Origin of the sequence: Photobacterium sp. BZF1 (genome assembly GCF_014349205.1) — a bacterium.
Lineage (GTDB): Bacteria > Pseudomonadota > Gammaproteobacteria > Enterobacterales > Vibrionaceae > Photobacterium.
Window position 1 is genome coordinate 13,401 of sequence record NZ_JACSOF010000080.1, and the last position, 15,924, is coordinate 29,324.

Sequence of the window (15,924 nt, forward strand, 5' to 3'; positions counted from 1 at the left end):
ATCCCTTTCCCAAACTAATTGGTGTTGCAGGTAGGCGGCAAGTGAGCAAAGCCTCTGAGCATAGATTTCCTATGTGATGAGGTTTGCGAGTGCCAGCCAACACCGCTGCAACGCCAAGTAGGCAGGGAAAGCCACTCAAGCGAAGAGTGGCAATACTTTTAAGCGGTTTGTTCCAACGCTTGATCTTGGGATGTTGGTGCTTGCCAGTTACGCACGTCAATCTTGCCTGTTACAGCAGCAGAGATTAATGCAGTTCGCCGTTCCGACATTAAGATGATAGCTTGTTCTGCTTTTTGAATTAGCGAATCTAATTTATCCAAACTTGTTTTTATTGAAGACAAAATGACCACTTGCTCATCAATTGGTGGAACAAACAATTGCATATTTTCAAAATCTTCTGTTCTCAAGCATTTTGTGCCATGAGCCGATGTTTCCACGAAGTCTAAGATGTAGTCTTTAATGCCTTTCAAGAAAAACAACAAGAACTCTGGCTGTATATCTTTATTTGGGATTAGTGCCTTCATATCTTGATTTATCGTTACGGGCTTTGTTGTTAAAGCGACAGGTACAGAATGAATCAATATCATCCCTCTAACGACCATTAGTATGCTCTGTTCTGGAACCAGCTTTGTTGATGAGTTTTTGACAGCAGCATCGGTAATGAAGTCTTGCGATGTGGAAATATAGTCAACTTTCATATCCTTGGGAGAAACCCAAGGTATGTCCCCATTCCAGAAAGAAACATTGCCTTTGTCTGGAGTACCCCCGCCCATCTGACTTACCAAATACTTAAAGAGTGTTAATTTCCAATGCTCAGGCACTTCGCCTAACCACGCCACACCAGAATCTTTCATTGGTGCTTCAGGGTTCAAGCCCTTAGTCACCGCATGGCTGATCACCGCTTGGCGCTTTTCCTTCAGAAGCTTAATCAGTTGCTGCTGCTTTTCGATCAAGGTGTCGATTTTGGCAGTTTCGTGATCGAGGAAGTGGAGTATTTTCTCCTGCTCTTCCATTGGTGGAACCGGAATATATTGACCTTTGATGTCATCCCAGCCGATTGCAGCTCGGTGTGCCAAGATACCATTACCAAACGTAGCCAAGTGTTTCTGAAAAGGAGTATTTTCAAAAACCCTTAAGGCAAATCTCTTATGTAGAGTATCTGTATTCGCTTGCAAAATTATATAAACAGGACTACACACTCCATCATAGTCAGACATGCCATAGGAACCAATCGAATAGTTCATACTATTGATAACAAGCTGACCTTTCCTGACCAATTTGCACTTACTCAGATCATCAGGTTTTTTATTACCAATATCACCCTTTTCTTCGTAGGGAATTACACCTACGTTTGCCATAACTGATAAATAGTTTTGCACCTTGCCATCGTGATTCTTCTCGACTACGTGATCCACAGCAGCTCTACAAGGGACAAGCGACCAATGAGCAGGTACCTTGCCGCACCAAGCGATTCCGGTACTCTGGTATTCAGAGTATTCATGTTGCTTACCCATTACGAATGCACCTCTTGAAGTAGCTTCATAATGTCGGCACTCACTGCATCCAAATCGGCATCAATCGCTTCCAGTGCACGCGGTGGTTGGTAAACATAGAAATGGCGGTTGAATGGGATTTCATAACCCACCACACCAATTTCATTGTCTTTGTCATCGCGCTTGTCTGCGTTAATCCACGCATCGGCAACGTGTGGCTGAACTTCGCGCTTGAAGTAGCTCTCGATCAGGGTTGATGTGCTCACACTTGGATCAAGTGGTACGTTCTCGTTGTCACGCAGGTCGCCATCTTGTTGGAACTCAACGACCTTACCTTTATAGTCAAAAGCACCGTAAAGCGGCTGTGCGTCTTCTTTCAGCACTTTCTTGATTACAGGCTCAGCGTCTTGTTTCTTCCAAGTAATCGCATCGGTAAACTGTTTCTTCTGCTTGGCATCAAACTTGATGCCAGTAGCCTTGAACGCGCCTTTCAGCGTCAGCTCAAACTGGTTAAAGTCGTCTGATTGCTGTGCCTTTCCACCCAGTTTGTCGCCAACGGCAACTTGCAGAGCTTTTGCTGCATCCATCAGGGCTTTCTGGCTTAGCCACAGTTTGCTGTCCAGCACATCTTTGATTTGCTTTTCTTTCAGCTCTGGGAAGTCTGCTTTGATCAACGCACGCACTTCGGCTTCTACGTCTATCAATGAGCCGTATGTATCTTCTGTCCATTCACTGCCAAACTGATCAAAGATAGCCTGCATCACAGCATTAAATGGCTTAGGTGCAAAGCGCAGTGATTCCACCGCTGCATCGGTGATTTGCGCTGACAAACGCAGTGGGCGTTCGATGGTTAGGCGGCGGTAGCCAAACTCGTGCGTATCGAAAATCTTAGCGGTTAGTGGTTTGCTGCTTTCTGTTAGCGTATCGGCTTCAACAAAGTCACCAAAGTTCTTGGTGATAGCGCGGATTTCATCATCAGTCAGGAAGTGACGCTTAGAGCCTAGCGACTTACGCATTTTGCTGCTGAGGTTGGCACCATTGATAAGCTGTACTTTGCCTTTACGCTCTGGGTCTTTCTTGTTGGTCAGTACCCAAACGTAAGTCGCAATACCTGTGTTGTAGAACATGTCGGTTGGCAGCGCGACAATGGCTTCAAGCAGGTCAGCTTCTAAGATGTAGCGACGGATTTCACTTTCACCGCTGCCCGCACCGCCCGTGAACAGTGGTGAGCCGTTTAGGATGATGCCGATACGACCACCATCGGTAACTTGATTATCGACGTTCTTCTTACCACGCATCTTGCTGATAAGGTGCATCAAAAAGAGCAACGAGCCATCAGACACACGCGGCAAGCCTGCGCCAAAGCGTCCATCAAAGCCTTTTTGCTCGTGCTCGTCTTTGATTTCGCCCTCAATCTTTTTCCAATCCACACCAAACGGCGGGTTAGACAGCATGTAGTCAAACTTGTCGGCTGGCAGTTGGTCATTCGACAGGGTGTTGCCTAGCTTGATACGGCTAACATCTTGCCCTTTGATCAGCATATCTGCTTTACAGATAGCGTAGGACTCTGGGTTTAGTTCCTGACCAAACGCACGCATCACCGCTTTTGGGTTGAGTTCGTGCACGTATTCCATTCCTGAAGAGAGGAAGCCGCCTGTACCCGCTGTTGGGTCATAGATGGTGCGGATGATGCCATCTTTGGTTAGGGCTTCATCGTCTTCCATAAATACCAAAGAGGTAGTCAGGCGCACGATGTCACGCGGGGTAAAGTGTTCACCAGCGGTTTCGTTCGAGCTTTCTGCAAAGCGGCGGATCAACTCTTCAAAAACCAAGCCCATCTCATAGTTTGAGATATTGCTTGGGCTAAGGTCGGTGGTAGCGAACTTCTTCACCACTTTGTAAAGTAGGTTGGCATCTTCCAGTAGTCCAACAAATTCATCGAACTTGAAGTGCTCGAAGATCTCACGCGCATCTTTGGAGAATGACTGCACGTACTTCTCAAGGTTCGCCTTGATGTTGCTTTGCCCCATCTTGCCAAGGTTCATTGGCGAGGTGTTGAAGAAGGACAAACCATCAGGCTGCACTGGTGACTGTGTTGCACGGAGCAAGAACTTTTCCTGCGCTTCTTCTGGCAGGTTCATCGCTTTGATGCGCTCATGTTCCGCAACCACGGCCTCTTTGCTTGGCTCAAGCACACACTCAAGACGACGAAGCAGGGTAAACGGCAGGATCACGCGGCCGTATTGAGATTGTTTGAAGTCACCACGAAGCAGGTCAGCCACCGACCAGATAAAGGCAGCGGTTTGGGAGAAATTGTTGTTAGTCATTGTTCTGTAGTCAATCTGACGAAAATTGGGGAGATTATACCCTACCTATCTCATAGAGACAGCGACATGAAACAAAAAAGCGCCCTTACGGACGCTTGAATCAAATAGCCAAATATAAATTGCTACTGAATCCAATCAGTTTTTGTACGGCGGTGTTGCATCTAATATTTGTTTAGCGAGTAATTCCAATATTTCATTGACTTTACTCTCTCTCGCTTTCAATAGCGCTTTTACGTTCTCGATCGTTGCAGCCAAGTTTTCGCCAGTTGCGACATCTTCTAACTTATAAGCATCATTAGCATGTTCTGTTACTTTTTTGACCCATGCTCGTCTGTAAAGATTCTTCACAGAATCACCCTCGGTAACAAAACCAGCGTTAATTGCTCCTTCAAGCACTAAACTCTCAAGGTTGGTGACTTCAAGATCTTCCAAGTCACACAAAAGTTGGATCATTTCCGATGCGGAAATTTCTTTTTTCATAACGTTTATTTAAAGAATAATAATTATTTTTTCTCTCTTCAAATAATGACGGGGTTTTGAAGGGGGTAGTCAAGAAGGGTCGCCCTTCTTGCCAGTGACAATGCGAAGCGTTGTCCTATCTGGAACCACCACCCCGCATAACAAGTTGATTTTAAGTTGTTTGAATCTACAAAAATAATTTTCTATGTTTATAGAAAACATATCTCATGATTAAAAACTGGACTGTAACAACACAACCAGTACGCCTCGGTACTGATGGCGTAATGATGCGCGAACGTTACTTACTCAATAAAATACATACGAACCACAAGTATACCGATGATCTGATCTCTATCTTCGGTTGCGCAGAAACTTCAAATCGAATCGCCCTCGCAGGTGAGCAATTCAGACTCAACCAACAACTCTATAACCACAAAGGCGGTCGCCCGTTATCGAGCTACGCCATGGAGTATTGCCTTACGTTACCAAAGGGGTACCGTCCGTCTATAGAGCAATGGCAGTCAATAGTAAAAGATTGCTGTTTAGCACTCGCAAAACTCTGCAAGCTGAATAAATCTGAGTTCGCTCAATACAGACAACAAATTCGAGCAGTGCTACACCAACAAAAGCAAGACGGCACCAAAGGAAGTGGCGACCATATTCACCTTATTATAGGAAAGGTTATAGGTGGCAAAGTATTAAAAGAACTTCAGCAGAAGAAATCAACAAAACTAATAAAGCAAGCGTTCAATCAAGCAGTGCTTAAGCATGTTGGCATCGACCATCGCACCTATGATCCTATCGAGAAAGAAAAAGGACGTAGGCTATCAACGTGGCAGTACCAATACCAAAAAGCCACAGAAGTCCTTGAAATTGAGAAACTAATAAAGCAAATGCAAACGCAGTTCGATAAGTGGTTAAAAGCAAAAGAAGCGCATGACGAAAGACAATTGAAGCGTCAGAAAAATAGGTTACTGAAAACGTATAAAGAACTAAAAATAAAAAATACGTCACCATCACAAACAGAAAGTATAAATAAAATTAAAAACGAAATTATTTAAATATGCCTTACTACAATGGAAAGTGGCATCGATATTCTGAAACTGAAAGACGCGAATACGGTCGCCTACAACAAGAACTACGCAGCCAAGAATGGCACAAAATATGGATTTCAAAAACTGGATTAAAGCAGTGCCACAACTGGACTGACTCTATGATAAAAAACTTCCTTGAAGGAAAAGAACAAGATGCAGGGAAAATTAAAGCTTATAAACGCACTCTGATAGCAAGAGTCGAGAAAACGAAAAAATTTCAAGCTGCGATGGCTGAGCGTGTTGCCAAACAGCAAAAGAAGCAGAAGGTATAAATATAAAGCTCAAACCTCGGTTCAACTCCTAAATGAAAGCTGAACCGAGGTTGCTTGAAGTGAAGCAAATACAATGCCTATTAGATTATATCTGCCTTACTAAACGCAACTCTCACGACATCAAAAGGTCTCGCGATAAGTAAAGTTCTTGATCGAAAGTATTGTCTCGCAAGGTGTCATAAAAATCATAACTTTCTACGAAATTAAACCCTCGGGCTAAATCGCTGAACTTAGATAATGGATAATAATGCGCATATTCCACTTTTTCACTGAGGTGGTTAAACATTAAGGAAATGTAATTTACGGGTATTGACTTTTCAGTATGAATACCTCCAAAATCAAACTGCAACGCCTCGGGTTCTAAAAACACGCCCTCATCAAGCGGAACCCAATAGGTTTTACCACACTCTAGAGTACGTCGGTTCCATTGGTACTGGCCTTTACTCGGATACAGACACTTCGTTAAGTCTAATTTGTGAAGTTTCGTCAAAATATCTGACAAAAGCTGATCACCATCTTCTACTTTGAGAAGGTTTTTGCTGCAATACATATACACGAATGGCAGATAAAGCCCTTTGCCACCACCTTCAGTCTTTGTGTACTCGTAGGGCAACATCGCAAGCCTTCGCTTTTGACCATTTTTGAAGTGCCAAGTGATATCGACGCAGTTGGCAAACTTCGTCTTGGCATCACTGCAAGGTTCAAACATACGATTCAGAGTAATTGAAGAAATAAAACGATAGAGGTTATTGCGAATTGCCAACCTTTCAGGGTGTAAGTAGTCTTTTCGAACATCATCGGTAAAAATATCAGGTAAGCTGGCTAACTCATCTGCACTTAAGATCACATCAGCATTGTTAAGGGCATCTAGCTTGGCTTCAAGCTCGTCAATTTTATTCTCACTATCTCCAATAAGGTCTAAAATCGCGTTCGATCTTTTTAATTTAAAACGAGCTACAAGTTCATCTAGTACTTTTCGTTCTTCTACCAACTCTGCTTCAGTTTTTATTTTTTCATTTTCTACAAAGGTATTATTAGCATTATCAGATTCTGTAAGGTAAGCATCCTTACATATTTCCAACGTCAAGATATCCAGCATATTTACGTTATATACTTCTCTATCATGCTCGCCCTTCATGGCTAAATTACAAACGTAGTTAACTCGGCTGCCGCCTTTATCAACGAACACCATCGAGCCGCCGCAAATTCCACAACGACAAAGACTTTTTAGAAGTGGGATTTTGCCACTGCTTGTTTCTCTACCCTGCCTTTTTTTCTTTGAAGCTTGCAACTTTAAAAACGTATCTTCATCAATCAGTGCTGGATAATAGTTTTCCATGACATATTCCACCCCCTCTATCGTGAAGGTTTTCTCACCGAACAGTGAGCGCCTATCCCACAGTTGGTAGATGGCAGTATAATCCCATGTATTTGCTTGTTTGACGCGTCCCTTTTTCCTTGTCGGCTTGTACTCGAAGTTGGCATCAAGATATTGCTTGATTTTTAAGTCGCCGTATCCAGCAATCTTCATTTCAACCGCTTTTTTGACGCCTTCTGCATTGATGTTAAACGTATTTGTACTCTGATCGATCCAAAGTGGCGTGCGCCCAAGATTACGTTGTGACTCGCTAGTTTCCTTCCAACGTTTCAAAGCGACTTTTGAAGCACTAATCGTTCGCTTTGATTTGGTTTCTGACTCCTCGTTTGCTCGCTGCATAGTAATCAACGAGATAATGAGATCGGCTGCCAGATGTTGACTCTTGGCGTCAAACAACTTGCCATCAATATGCGTATACACACGCACACCTCGGTTGATGATCCTAAGCAGTTGCTCCATTGCGATATTCACGGTTTCTCGCGAAAGGCGGTCGAGAGAGAAAACGACAAGAATACTACCCTCAGGAATTTCACCACTATCGATTCGCGACAACACAACGCCAAGCGCTCCTTCTTTGTGCTTCCCGTGGTACGCGCTTAGACCCTGATCGACGAAGTTCTCATCGTGAATAGGAAGGCTATGTTCTTGCGATAGGTTTTCAAGGACGCTTTTTTGCTGCTGCGTTTCTAAACCAGCGCCGTGTATCTGCTTGGTGGTGCTAACGCGAGCATAGTTATAGATTTTTGGGGTAGTTAACATTTTTCAGTGGCTTCACAACAGAATCTAAGCCCTCAATCTTGAGAGCCAAACAGAGCTGCATTAAATCACCCAATTCGCCTGAGGGAAACTGTTTTTTATTAGCAAACCACAACAGGTATTCTTCCGGCAGGTCAATGATGACCCGCCCGGCATACTTGCCAAATGGCATCTTCACATTGGCTAACTTTACGATTTTTTCTTTATCAAACACGTTTAGCTATTCTCATTACGGCATGTCAAAGCCCTAGCTAGCGACCCAGCAAGCGGAAACGATAGCTTGTTCTCCTGCTATAACCTGCGCCTTATACTGACTGCCAGCCTTGACTTTGCCCACACCAGAAGGTGTACCTGTCATCACAATATCACCATCATTCAGCGTCATGAAGGTTTGAACTTCTTGTAAAATCACGTCAGGTGAATAAATCATCAATGAAACAGTCCCTGATTGGGTCAATTCATCATCAATAAACAGCCGTAAGCCTAGCTCACCCAAATCTTCTGAAGGCAAAGGGACAAACTCACTAAACAGGGCTGAACCATCAAATGCTTTGCTGCGCTCCCAAGGCAACCCTTTTTCCTTTAATTTGCTTTGAACGCCGCGCTTGGTGAGATCGAGCCCCACTGCGACAGCATCAAAGCGGCCATTGCGGTAAAGGTAAGACAGCTCCGCCTCATAATGAAGCTCATCACCGCGATGAGCAGCTAGCAGCCCCTCGGAGATCGCTGAGTTAGGTTTGGTAAAGAGTACCATCTCATCAGGGACTTCATTACCTAACTCATGGATATGGGCAACGTAATTTCGGCCCACACACACAACTTTGTTTGGCGTAACGGCTTGTTTGTCGACGATAACTGTATTCATTTCAATCCCTTTCAACATTTCCTTGAAATAGCAAAGTATCACCGATAAAAAAAGCCGACAATGGTCGGCTTAGAAAAAAACAAGCATAAAAGGTATTGGCTTTAGATATAGTTCACCGACTCTTATCTACTTCATTAATCGGCAACAAATACCAAATTGGCATTGACCGGGACCGTCAACAAAATCGAGTTGAGTTTTGCGATTTCTTTAAGCTTGCCTACCCCTTCATCGAGACCAAAACTGCCTGCTTGCACTTCTACCGGGGTAATTGTAGAAACCAGTAAACCGCCTTCATCCAGGCCAGTGACTTGCACTTTGGCATTCAGCGTTTCTTCCTTACCATGTAGATCGAGTTTGAACTCGACATCTTGTACCAAGGTTTCCCCTGCCCCTAACCCGCTGATAGCCTCACTATCTACTTTGGCTTCAATATTCGTTAGTGGAAACTTTTCAGTATGAAAAAGCTCTTTCTTCATTCGCTCATCACGGATCTGAATCTTGGTATCAACACTGGTCAAATCAATCGATAGCGATACATCTCCACTGTCAGAAATAGAACCACTCAAATTGCGAAAACCATGTTGTTCCATCACGCTATCGTTCTTGACCGATGAAAAACCTACAGAAGATTGGTTACTATCTAACTTCCAACTGGCCCATACACTGCTAGCACTCAAAATCAAAGCTGCAGAAACACCACCCATTATTAATTGCTTCTTCCACGTTACCGCCATTGACTTCCCCTTCTCTTGTTATTTCTTTGAAATATCACTTAGAAAATATAGGTCAGTAATTTATTTTGCGTTAATGGGTGGAAAGCTCACCCTCTCCCCTTCAGCAGTCAAAATCGCGATATCGACAGGCTTTCCTTCGCTATCCAGCCTAACTTCACCGATAGCACTACGATTGATTAAGCGGTGATTGCCCGGCAAGTCAGGATCGCGCTTGAAGATTTTAAGGCGCTTACGTTTGGTGAGCCAATTAAGTGGCGAGCGGGGGCTATAGAGCATCCGGTCCATGAAATCACAAACCCGCAGCAAGGCATTAGGGAACTCATTTTTTATGCCGCTCGAGGTGATCTGGTAAATGTTGGGGCTACAGTTTCGAAAACGTAGCTTAACGTCATAGGCAAACGAATAGTGCACATCACCAGAGAGGATCACAAAGTTTGTCGGTGTTTTGGTATGGGTGAAAATACTAATCAGGGTATTGGCCGAACCCGGGTGCGCCATCCAATTTTCGGCATCGATTAGCAGTGGTTGCCCTAACCATGTCATCCCGCGCTGTAAAGACTCAATGAACTTCACCCCGAACATAGGCGCAGCAGAAACCAAGATGACCGCCGGTTCATTCATCAAAGATATTTGCAGTTCGCTCAGTGCTTCCCAGTCCATCAAACCAGACGGCTTGTTCATCTTGGACTCCGAGCGCCAGCGGCGGGTTCGGGTATCTAAGACCAGCATTTTCGGCGTCGTATTGATAGTGTAATGCCATTGCTCAAACCGGTAGAGGTAGTCAATCAGGCTATCTTGGCTATCGCTGCCGGGCTGAGTGAAATAGGTATCTACATGGCTATGAAATATTGAGTCAAAATTCTCAGGTGCATTTCCCCAGCCCTGACATAGCCAATAACTGATCAATCCGTTACCGATGATCCTCCGTGAGAAATGGTTATGATAAGCCGCTTGCTCCCACCCCACGGTCAGATTCCAATCGTCCGTTATATCGTGATCATCAAAAATCATATAGGTAGGAATATGTGCCATTAAGCGACGGACTTGAGGTAGCCCTTCGACAAACTGATCGATCTGCACTTTTTCATCAGCCCAAAGGGTTTGCCACTTCGCTTCTAAGGTATTCGCTTCCAACTTATTGCCAGGCCATTGAAATCTATTTTTCTCTAGCCGAGAGTTATCGACCATTTTCCACAGTTCCGGCGACCACACCAGCAAGTACATGGCGTTAAATTCACTCAGGGTGATCAAGTGATTTCCTGATTCACGGGAGCTAAAAACTGGAGATTTGCGCCTCAGCCAATTAGCAACGCTAGGAAAACGTTCAATGATATCTTCACCGCCTTCTAGGTATTGCGGTAACAGTTTGTCTCTGCCATAGAAGTTATCAGCGTGATTGAGTAGTTCCTTAGTATTGGCGACTGGTGCCTTGTCGAAATCTTCATCATATAGGCCAAGCAAATCGATAACCTGATGAATACTATCAAGGGTCGAGCCCGCAACATGATCGGCATAGATCTGATCACCGCTCATCATGAGCAATGATGGCCTGTCAGTAATGTTTTGGCCTGCAACTTTGACATCCGCCGCCACAAGGCTGTCTTTGCTGGGATAATGCGGGTTTCGGCAAGAGCCATGCATCACATAGTCAGCTTGAGTCCTGATGATAAAGGCTGGGCGTGATTCACCCTCATAGAGCAGATCTGGCATGAGCTCAGTGAGTAAGCCATCCTGTGTTTCAATTTGGTACTCCAATGGATTATCAGCAGGAAAGTCACCGCTATAGGTCACTTGGTATACCCAAGCGCGCACACCAATTTGGATATGCTTACCTTGCGATAGACAACCTGAAAACAGCTCCCTTTGGTTTGTCTGCTGGTAGAGAGTAAAACTTCCTTCAAGAGGGCGTGAGACCGCAAACCACAACGTCAACTCGCGAGGTGTTACCTTTCGCAATATTGGCCCAGCAAGAACAAGGGGCAAAGGCTTTGAGGTGGCTTGGCTTGTAGTTAGCGGTGATTCAACGGTCATAGCTTGGCAGTACTCTTTACTTCTTTATTTTTCACTGTGATATAGGTACGACATTAGCAGCAAGAAATTGTTTAATAAAGATAACTATAAATTGATATGCTGCTAGAAAATGTTCGCCAATTCGGTATACACCCAGTCCATCACCCTGCCAACCCCTTTGTCCCTGCGCTTCACTACGCCCATTTCTACCAGAAGAGGCTCTGGGATTTCATCACAGGATAGCTCCACGAGTTCATCCACATACCATATTTCCTTGGCAACGTGCTCCGGAACCAAAGCCCAGCCTATTCCACGTATCACCATCGACGAGATCAAATAATAGGAGTCAATATGCCAGTAGTTGGACGATATGGGTTGAGCTTTGCCTACCCCCATCCGATCACGGATAACAAGTTGTCGGTACTGGGTGAGGTCAGAAATTTTCGGAACCGGTATATTGGCTAGTGGGTGTGCCTTCGACACAATTAAGGCATGCTTGAATTGGCCTATTGAGGTGAACTCCAAACTCTCAGGCAAAACATCTTGGTGAAACAATACCCCTAGATCGGCTTTTTCTGCCTCGACCCATTGGGAGATATCCTGCTGAGAGCCATTGATAATCGTCAGCTTCAGTAGTGGGTAGCGCTCTGCCAGTAAAGCAAACAGGCTCTCGAATGCGGTAACCGGTACCGCTTCATCAATCGCGATGGTGAACGAAGCCTCCTCGCCCGAGGATACCGTCATGGCCCTGGCCGATAATCGCTGACACTGTGCAAGCACCGTCTGGGCTTCAATATACATCTCTTCACCTGAAGCAGTTAATACCGGTAAACGGGCGCTCCGGTCAAACAACTCAAACCCCAAGTCCAACTCAAGATTGTTAATCGCGGTACTCACCCTTGACTGGGCTTTGCCAAGATGCCTTGCTGCTGCAGAAAAAGAGCCATACTTCACCGCAGAAACAAAGGCTTCCAATTGATCGATTGTCCAATTCACGTTGCAGCTCCCATTTTTGTCTGATCTTTTCCTTCTTATTCTATCCGAAAAGCGGATGGATACTAACTTCAATCAATCTTGAAAATAGCGATAATGGTTTCAAAGTCATAAAAGCCTAATATACCAATGCAACAGAACATCTCCCCAGATTCATCACAGCCAAACACCGCTATCGATAACAAGAGTATTCGCAAAACATTTTGGCGATACGCGATCCCTTCCGTCGCTGCCATGCTGGTCAACGGCTTATATCAAGTTATTGATGGTATTTTCGTTGGCCACTACATTGGTTTTGAAGGCTTAGCGGGTATCAATATGGCTTGGCCGATTGTCGGCCTTATTGCCGGACTCGGCTTACTTGTTGGCATGGGCACCGGCAGCCTGATCTCAATTTACAAAGGTGAAGGTAACCAAAATAAAGCGCAACAGGCACTATCAACCGGACTAGGCCTAATCGCTATTTTTGGTTTACTCGTGATGGCGTTGCTGACCATGATTGCACCTTCGCTACTACTCGCACAGGGCGCAACAGGTACACCACTAGCAATGGGCAGCGCCTACATCGAAGTATTTACTTGGGGTGCCGTATTTACGATTGCCGCAGGTGCCTTGCCGATGCTCATTCGTAACGATGACAGCCCTAACTTCTCGACCGCACTGATGATGGCGGGTGCTGTGATAAATATCATCCTCGATTATATTTTCATTGCCCATCTGGATATGGGCCTCAAAGGTGCAGCCATTGCAACCATCATTGCACAAATTTCTATCACCGTTGCGGCGGTAGGCTATTTTTTTACGCACTACTCAAAACTAAGGCTCAGCCTAAGAACGCTGAAGTTTAACTTCCGAATCGCAGGTAATGCGGTAAGCCTTGGAACATCCAGCTTGTTCATGTATGCCTATTTCAGTTTTATCGTTGCCGTACACAACAAGCTATTCATGGATTACGGCAGTGCCGTCCATGTTGGGGCGTTTGCCATTGTGGGCTACTTGATGACCATGTACTACCTGCTGGCAGAAGGTATCGCCAGTGGTATGCAACCGCCCGTCAGTTATTACTATGGTGCAGGTCATGGCAAGAAGATCCGGGCAACACTGATCCTTGCCAGTAAAGTCGTTGTGCTAACAGGGATCACTTCAGTGATCTTCCTAAACCTGTTCCCGAATACTTTAGTGGGCTTGTTCAGCAACAGCGACCCAGCCCTTGCCACCGAAACAGTTAACGGGTTGCGCCTACACCTGTTTGCCATGTTCTTAGATGGCTTTATTGCACTGGCTTCTGTTTACTTCATGTCGGTTAACCAAGGCGGCAAAGCACTGGGGATTTCTGCCGGCAACATGCTGGTTCAACTGCCATTCTTATACTTTTTACCGCAGTGGTTGGGGGTCAATGGCGTTTGGCTGTCGGTGCCGCTATCGAATATCCTGCTAGCCGCTATTGTTGTACCTCTGGTTTGGAAAGATATTCAGAAAAAACAGCGTAGTGATATTTCTTTCAACGCTGTGACTGCTTAACCAAGACCCGGTCAAAAACACCCAGATAAAAAAGTACACGCTTTGGGCGTGTACTTTTTTAAGGGTTCATCCTTCAGTCTTTGGCCTAGAAAATCCCTTTTTTCTTGATTTTCTGCACATGGGCAAGGCGCTCATTGAGATCAACAACAGGCGTATCTTGCTGCTGTTTTTCTGATTGACCCACCGGAGAGCGAACGTTGTCACTCGATAGCTTACGAATCAACTCAGTCTGAGCTGTTAGCAATTTCTTCAGTTCAGCGAGCTCCTGCGACTGTTCCTCTAGCCGTTTCAACAACTCTGTTTGCTCAGGGTATTGCCTTTGCGCCGAAAGGTGCTCTCGGGTATGGCTAGCTTCAGCTTGAACTTGCTCTACAATCGAGTCCTTAATAGCCTGAAGCAAATCATGTTGTCCTGGCTGGGTACTCTTGGGATCAGAGCCCTCTGCCAAAAGACCCAACCCATTCAATGTTCTCTCTAATGTGGACGCCGACACCTGTGCCTCTGTCACTTGCAAACTCAGTTGCTGAGACAGCTCAGGGCTTAGCAGATGCAGGAACAAGCCACTTAGGTAAACTTGTTTCTGAACATTCCGAGCATTGATTAATGCCAAGCCATTTTCTTCGGCAGACTCAGCTTTCCAGCGCGAGAAGTCATCAGCCCACTGATGAAGCACTTTGCTCGCGTAAAGATCTGCGGGATTGTTCAGCGGGTCGAGATAAATCGAGTAATTTATCCGCTTCAAGCGATCAGCCATTGACAGCCTCTTGCTCTGGCATATTCACGGCCTCACCGTCTGCATGATACAAGCAAAGCTCGCGTGCTAACGCCTCTTGTGGCTCATCCACCAGCACTACTCGCTCGCCCAAAGTCTCATAGGCTTTTTGTACAGCCGGATAGATCAAGCTCGCGCCACCACCAACCAAATACACACGGTTTGGGTTCTTGGCGAACTTCTTCGCTTCATAAGCGACTTGCTTACCCAGTTCATCAATCTTGGTGTCGATTTTGTCGAGGATAACTGGAATCTGGCTTTCGTCATTTACCACTTCACGGACAAAATCTAGGTTATCACGTTGCTTGATAAGTTCGTTTGCCACCAAGTAGCTTGAGTCGCTATCAGCAACAGCCAGTGACTTGCGCGCTACGTCCGTCACCATGGATACACCGATTTCGTTGTTGCCATAGATGGCTGAGACATCATCGAACTCACCGACAATCACCCCCATATCCAGTGTTGTGCCACCGATATCAATTACCAAAGAACGATTGAACTGGCTAACAGACTGCATAGTTAGGGTAGAAAGTACGGCAGGTAAACTCTCTGGCATGACCTCAACATCAACGATTTCAAACAAATCACCTTTGTTAAGTTCGATTTGGCGCATTAAGTTGTCACGCTTACGCGCTATTTTAGCTTCGTTTTTCTGGCAGTCTTCAGCGTTGTAATATTCGGTAATTGGCAGGGTGACCACCAATTTTACCGGGCCCGGCTCAATGCCAGTCTGTAGCAAGGCATGGTGGACTGACAGCAAATTCAAATCATCATACTGGTAGTCGACATGAGTTGTTTCCAGCGCCTTGTCTGAGGTCATGTCGTAGGTATATTTGGTTGAGCCAATCGTATAGTTAAAGATCTTCTTGTCTTTTCTCAGTGCGGCACTTTTCCAGTTTTTACGGAAGGAGTTTGGAGAGATAACGGTATGTAGTTCACCCTGTCCAATCCAACTTACTTTAACGTTGGTTGAACCGTCATCAACCGCAAATTTACGTGGCGTCATTGTTTACCTGCTTTTTCTCGGAGAGATAGATATTTGTCTGCGCGCAAGTAAATAAAAACCATAGGCCAATGGCAAACTTAGCGATAGAGATTTGAAGCAGTTCAGCAAAACAAAAATATTCTTAGATATTCATTTAAGTTCCGTAAAAACAAGTCGATCAGCTTATTTTGACAGCAAGTATCTGCAATCAACCAACCTTGGTCATAATTTGCTAAACCAACCACTTAATTCGAATGTTTAACTT

At 45.0% G+C, this 15,924-nt stretch carries 14 protein-coding genes; 3 read left to right on the plus strand and 11 right to left on the minus strand.

The features are described from left to right. Positions 1-158: 158 nt before the first annotated feature. The 3 genes from BIZ37_RS17705 to BIZ37_RS17715 all read right to left on the minus strand — a co-directional run bounded on the left by BIZ37_RS17705 (position 159) and on the right by BIZ37_RS17715 (position 4,300). Positions 159-1,514 carry a restriction endonuclease subunit S gene (locus tag BIZ37_RS17705; protein ID WP_187462604.1) on the minus strand — a complete coding sequence of 452 codons (1,356 nt, stop codon included), beginning with the start codon at positions 1,512-1,514 and terminating at the stop codon, positions 159-161. After that, on the minus strand, positions 1,514-3,820 hold the full coding sequence (locus tag BIZ37_RS17710) for a class I SAM-dependent DNA methyltransferase (RefSeq protein WP_187462605.1): 2,307 nt from the start codon (positions 3,818-3,820) through the stop codon (positions 1,514-1,516). Before BIZ37_RS17710 ends, BIZ37_RS17705 begins: the two co-directional genes overlap by 1 nt. A 135-nt stretch (positions 3,821-3,955) precedes the next feature. Further along, positions 3,956-4,300, minus strand: coding sequence for a hypothetical protein (locus BIZ37_RS17715; RefSeq protein ID WP_187462606.1), 345 nt, complete (start codon positions 4,298-4,300; stop codon positions 3,956-3,958). Between the two features lie 206 nt (positions 4,301-4,506). Here BIZ37_RS17715 and BIZ37_RS17720 point away from each other — a divergent pair, with 206 nt between their 5' ends. Then, complete coding sequence (locus BIZ37_RS17720; protein WP_187462607.1) at positions 4,507-5,340, plus strand: hypothetical protein; 834 nt, start codon at positions 4,507-4,509, stop codon at positions 5,338-5,340. Positions 5,341-5,342: 2 nt separating this feature from the next. Then, a complete protein-coding gene (locus BIZ37_RS17725; RefSeq protein WP_187462617.1) occupies positions 5,343-5,645 on the plus strand; it encodes a hypothetical protein in 303 nt (100 codons plus the stop codon). Between the two features lie 112 nt (positions 5,646-5,757). Here the strand turns inward: BIZ37_RS17725 and BIZ37_RS17730 are convergent, their stop codons facing one another. From BIZ37_RS17730 to BIZ37_RS17755, 6 genes are all read right to left on the minus strand, one after another. Further along, positions 5,758-7,782, minus strand: a complete 2,025-nt coding sequence (locus tag BIZ37_RS17730; protein ID WP_187462608.1) for a recombinase family protein — start codon at positions 7,780-7,782, stop codon at positions 5,758-5,760. Then, complete coding sequence (locus tag BIZ37_RS17735) at positions 7,757-7,993, minus strand: putative quorum-sensing-regulated virulence factor (RefSeq protein ID WP_187462609.1); 237 nt, start codon at positions 7,991-7,993, stop codon at positions 7,757-7,759. The genes BIZ37_RS17730 and BIZ37_RS17735 overlap by 26 nt, the downstream gene beginning before the upstream one ends. Positions 7,994-8,026: 33 nt before the next feature. Continuing rightward, positions 8,027-8,644, minus strand: coding sequence for a fumarylacetoacetate hydrolase family protein (locus BIZ37_RS17740; protein ID WP_187462610.1), 618 nt, complete (start codon positions 8,642-8,644; stop codon positions 8,027-8,029). A gap of 134 nt (positions 8,645-8,778) precedes the next feature. After that, a complete protein-coding gene (locus tag BIZ37_RS17745; RefSeq protein ID WP_255526801.1) occupies positions 8,779-9,378 on the minus strand; it encodes a YceI family protein in 600 nt (199 codons plus the stop codon). A 60-nt stretch (positions 9,379-9,438) separates the two neighbouring features. Next, positions 9,439-11,409, minus strand: a complete 1,971-nt coding sequence (locus BIZ37_RS17750; RefSeq protein WP_187462611.1) for an alkaline phosphatase D family protein — start codon at positions 11,407-11,409, stop codon at positions 9,439-9,441. A 102-nt stretch (positions 11,410-11,511) separates the two neighbouring features. Beyond that, a complete protein-coding gene (locus tag BIZ37_RS17755) occupies positions 11,512-12,384 on the minus strand; it encodes a LysR family transcriptional regulator (protein WP_187462612.1) in 873 nt (290 codons plus the stop codon). Positions 12,385-12,510: 126 nt separating this feature from the next. Here BIZ37_RS17755 and BIZ37_RS17760 point away from each other — a divergent pair, with 126 nt between their 5' ends. Beyond that, complete coding sequence (locus BIZ37_RS17760; protein WP_187462613.1) at positions 12,511-13,902, plus strand: MATE family efflux transporter; 1,392 nt, start codon at positions 12,511-12,513, stop codon at positions 13,900-13,902. Positions 13,903-13,987: 85 nt separating this feature from the next. Here the strand turns inward: BIZ37_RS17760 and BIZ37_RS17765 are convergent, their stop codons facing one another. Together BIZ37_RS17765 and parM are read right to left on the minus strand one after the other, a co-directional pair. Continuing rightward, entirely contained in the window at positions 13,988-14,656 is a 669-nt protein-coding gene (locus BIZ37_RS17765; protein WP_187462614.1) for a hypothetical protein, read from the minus strand. Next, the gene (gene parM, locus BIZ37_RS17770; RefSeq protein WP_187462615.1) at positions 14,649-15,680 is read right to left on the minus strand and encodes a plasmid segregation protein ParM domain-containing protein; all 1,032 of its coding nucleotides are present in this window, start codon (positions 15,678-15,680) and stop codon (positions 14,649-14,651) included. The genes BIZ37_RS17765 and parM overlap by 8 nt, the downstream gene beginning before the upstream one ends. Between the last annotated feature and the right edge of the window lie 244 nt (positions 15,681-15,924).